Source organism: Xanthomonas sp. LMG 12462, assembly GCF_009192885.1.
GTDB lineage: Bacteria > Pseudomonadota > Gammaproteobacteria > Xanthomonadales > Xanthomonadaceae > Xanthomonas_A > Xanthomonas_A sontii.
In genome coordinates this window covers 1-600 of record NZ_NMPP01000129.1, presented here as the reverse complement: position 1 = coordinate 600, position 600 = coordinate 1, and the positions used below count along the sequence as shown (strand labels likewise).

1 pseudogene is annotated in these 600 nt (G+C 64.3%); it reads left to right on the top strand.

The features are described 5' to 3' along the window. Positions 1 to 127: 127 nt before the first annotated feature. Positions 128 to 600, top strand: a pseudogene (locus CEK69_RS20895) (hypothetical protein); the annotation flags it as partial.

Below are 600 nucleotides of genomic sequence, written 5' to 3'. Positions count from 1 at the left end.
CTGTCACAGAAAACGCATCCAAAAACGTTTTCACGGCGTACAGGTTTCTGATAGGTTTGCTGGCTCGGCCGAGGAATGGCCGCTCCGTCTTCCGTGCCGCTCCGGGCGGTTTCCACCGAGGTGACCCATGAAATTCCGCATTCGCAAGCAAGCGTTGTTGTCCCTGGTGATCGCCGCCGCCCTCGGTGGCGCGGTGGTGACCGATGCCGCTGCGCAGAGCGATCGCACCGACCACCGCTCCTCGCGCAATGCGAAGAACGAGAAGGCGGCGGTGCTGTTCCCCAATGCCGAGCGCAAGGAGCCGACCGGCAAGCCGTCGTCCAAGCTCGGCAGCAAGCTGCAGAAGCTGATCGACACCTACAACAAGGGCGAGGACTACGCGGCGGTGCGCGCCCAGGCCGACGAGATCCTGGCCAACAGCGGCGCCAACGAGTACGACAAGTCGGTCGCCGCGCAGCTGGCCGCGCAGGCCGCCTACAACCTCGACGACAGCAAGGCCGCGCAGGCGTACCTGAAGCAGGCGATCCAGTTCAACGGCCTGGACAACAACGGCCACTACCAGTCGATGCTGATGCTGGCGCAGCTGCAGCTGCAGGACGA